Genomic DNA, 3,362 nt, shown 5'->3' on the forward strand with positions numbered 1-3,362 from the left:
GAAAGGCATCCGCGTCAACGGCGTGGCGCCTGGACCGATCTGGACACCGCTGCAAGTTTCTGGCGGCGCGACCATGGAGAAGCTTGAGAAGTTCGGCGGTCAGACCGCCTTGGGCCGTCCAGGCCAGCCGGCCGAACTCGCCTCGATCTATGTTCAACTCGCCGCGGCCGACGCCAGTTACGCAACGGGGCAGGTTTACGGCTCTGCCGGCGGCACCGGCCAGCCCTGACCGCGGATTTTACCGCGCAGGTCGTCCAGCGCATGTCGCTCCAGGTGCGCGGTGACGCCAGCGAAGCAGGGCGGATGAATCTCGCAGCGATTGCGCGTGCCGCGACTTCAAGCAGCACGAAAGCTCGGCAATTAGCCGGCGCCCGCAAAGGCCTCAGCGCCGTTGCTATCTGTTCGGCGGGCTCGCCCGCGCTGTCATAATCCCTTCAGAAGATCGCTTCCAAATGTCGCGCCGGCCGGTTCGGTGGAAATCGCCGGCCGACCAGCGACCGGATGCGCAGGCCCGGCCCGCAATCCTGTCAGCTTACCCCTTTCCTTCTGACGAAGAACTACTACCATGATCGCAATTGCGCCAAAAACAGCGCGTGGTCTAATCGGCCAAATCAAGAATGCAAAATCCCGGGGAGGGACTTCATGTCGACAGTCAAACTGACGGTAAACGGCAGGGCCATCTCGGCCGATGTCGAGGACCGCACGCTGCTGGTTCATCTCCTGCGCGATCACTTGAACCTGACAGGTACCCACGTAGGCTGTGACACCAGCCAATGCGGGGCCTGCACGGTTCACGTCGATGGCCGCGCGGTAAAATCCTGCACCATGCTGGCCGGGCAGGCCGCAGGCAGCAGCATCACCACGATCGAGGGCATCGCCAAGGGCGACGAACTGCACCCGATGCAGGCCGCCTTCCGCGACAATCACGGCCTGCAATGCGGCTTCTGCACGCCGGGCATGATCATGGCGGCGATCGATATCGTGCATCGCCATGGCGGCCGCCTCGATGAGACCACCGTTCGCCACGAGCTCGAAGGCAATATCTGCCGCTGCACCGGCTACCACAACATCGTCAAAGCGGTGCTCGACGCGGCCTCCCGCATGAAGGTTGCGCAAGCGGCCGAATAGCCGCCTGCGAATTGTCATCAGGCAACAGGCTGCCGCGTTCGATGGAAGCGGCGGGACTTAGAACTCCGGCAGGGAGGACAGGACATGGGTGTTGAAGGCATTGGCGCCAGCGTCGTGCGCAAGGAAGACAAGCGGTTCATTACCGGTAAGGGACGTTACGTCGACGATATCAAGCTTCTGGGCATGACGTTCGCCCATTTCGTTCGCAGCCCGCATGCACATGCCAAGGTCAAGGGCATCGATGCCTCCGCGGCGACGGCAATGCCGGGTGTGATCGCCGTTCTGACCGGGCAACAGCTCGTCGACGACAAGATCGGCAATTTGATTTGCGGCTGGGCCATCACCTCCAAGGACGGCTCGCCGATGAAGATGGGCGCCTGGCCGGCGATGGCGCCGGAGACGGTGCGCTTCGTCGGCCAGGCGGTCGCGGTCGTGATCGCCGAAACCAAGAATCAGGCGCGTGACGCGGCTGAAGCCGTCGTCGTCAATTATGAAGAGTTGCCGGCGGCGCCCGATATCCGCGCCGCGATCAAGCCGGGTGCGCCTCAGCTTCACCCGGAGGCACCGGGCAACATCATCTTCGACTGGACGCTTGGCGACGAGGCCGCGGTGAAGCAAGCTTTCGGCAAGGCTGCCAATGTCGTGAAATTCGAGCTCGCCAACAACCGCCTGGTGCCGAATGCGATGGAGCCGCGCTCGGCGATTGCCGACTACGATTCCGCCGAAGAGCACTTCACGCTGTATACCACCTCGCAAAACCCGCATGTCGCGCGCCTGGTGCTGTCGGCGTTCTACAACGTCGCGCCCGAGCACAAATTGAGGGTGATCGCGCCCGATGTCGGCGGCGGTTTCGGCTCCAAGATCTACATCTATCCCGAAGAGATGGTGTGCCTGTGGGCCTCGAAGAAAGTCGGCCGCCCGATCAAGTGGACCGCCGACCGCTCGGAATCGTTCCTGACCGATATGCATGGCCGCGACCACATCACCGAAGCCGAAATGGCGTTCGACAAGGATAACAAGATCCTGGGGTTGCGGGTGAAGACCTATTCCAATTTCGGCGCCTACATGTCGCTGTTCTCTTCGGCGGTGCCGACCTATCTCTACGCCACGCTGCTGTCGGGGCAGTACAACATTCCGGCGATTCATGCCGAAGTGATTACGGTCTACACGAACACCACGCCGGTCGACGCCTATCGCGGCGCCGGTCGCCCCGAGGCGAGCTATCTGGTCGAGCGCATGATGGAAACCGCGGCGCGGCAGCTCAAGGTCGATCCGACTGAGCTGCGCAAGAAGAACTTCATCACCCAGTTCCCGCACCAGACGCCGGTGATCATGGCCTACGACACCGGCGATTTCCACGCCTCGATCGATGCGGCCATGAAGGCGATCGATTATGAAGGCTTCCCCGCACGCAAGGCCAAGGCGAAATCCGAAGGCAAGCTGCGCGGGATCGGCGTCTCCTGCTATATCGAGGCCTGCGGTATTGCGCCGTCGAAAGCGGTCGGCAGCCTGGGGGCCGGTGTCGGCCTGTGGGAATCCGCCGAGATCCGCGTCAACCCGGTCGGCACCATCGAAGTGCTCACCGGTTCGCACAGCCACGGCCAGAGCCACGAGACGACGTTCGCGCAACTGATTTCCGAACGCCTCGGCGTTCCCATCAGCCAGGTGTCGATCGTGCATGGTGATACCGACAAGGTGCAGTTCGGCATGGGCACTTACGGCTCGCGCTCGCTCGCCGTCGGCGGCAGTGCGATCATCAAGGCGATGGAGAAGGTCGAAGCCAAGGCCAAGAAGATCGCAGCCCATCTGCTCGAAGCCTCGGAAGGCGACATCGTCATCGAGAATGGCGAGTTCAAGGTCACAGGTACCGACAAGTCGCTGGCGCTGCCGATGGTCGCGCTCGCCGCCTATACCGCGCATAACCTCCCCGAGGGCATGGAGCCCGGCCTGAAAGAGAGCGCGTTCTACGATCCGACCAACTTCACGTTCCCCGCCGGGGCTTACATCTGCGAAGTCGAGGTCGATGCGGCGACCGGCAAAACCTCTTTCATCAACTTCGTCGCGGCCGATGACTTCGGCCGGCTGATCAACCCGATGGTGGTCGAAGGCCAGGTGCATGGCGGGCTCGCGCAGGGCATCGGCCAGGCGCTGCTCGAAGGCGCCGTGTATGACGATAACGGCCAGCTCGTGACGGCGTCGTTCATGGATTACACCATGCCGCGCGCCGACGACCT

At 62.8% G+C, this 3,362-nt stretch carries 3 protein-coding genes; all 3 read left to right on the forward strand.

All coding sequences use genetic code 11. From position 1 onward, the window contains the following. Nucleotides 1–229: SDR family oxidoreductase (locus VFL62_RS01495; RefSeq protein WP_325170610.1), on the forward strand; the 229-nt coding region annotated here is incomplete at its 5' end. A 413-nt stretch (nt 230–642) separates the two neighbouring features. Continuing rightward, complete coding sequence (locus tag VFL62_RS01500; protein WP_325170611.1) at nt 643–1,128, forward strand: (2Fe-2S)-binding protein; 486 nt, start codon at nt 643–645, stop codon at nt 1,126–1,128. An 84-nt stretch (nt 1,129–1,212) separates the two neighbouring features. Then, on the forward strand, nt 1,213–3,362 hold a 2,150-nt coding region (locus VFL62_RS01505), incomplete at its 3' end, for a xanthine dehydrogenase family protein molybdopterin-binding subunit (protein ID WP_325170612.1).

The sequence above is a fragment of the Bradyrhizobium sp. genome (assembly GCF_035701725.1).
GTDB lineage: Bacteria > Pseudomonadota > Alphaproteobacteria > Rhizobiales > Xanthobacteraceae > Bradyrhizobium.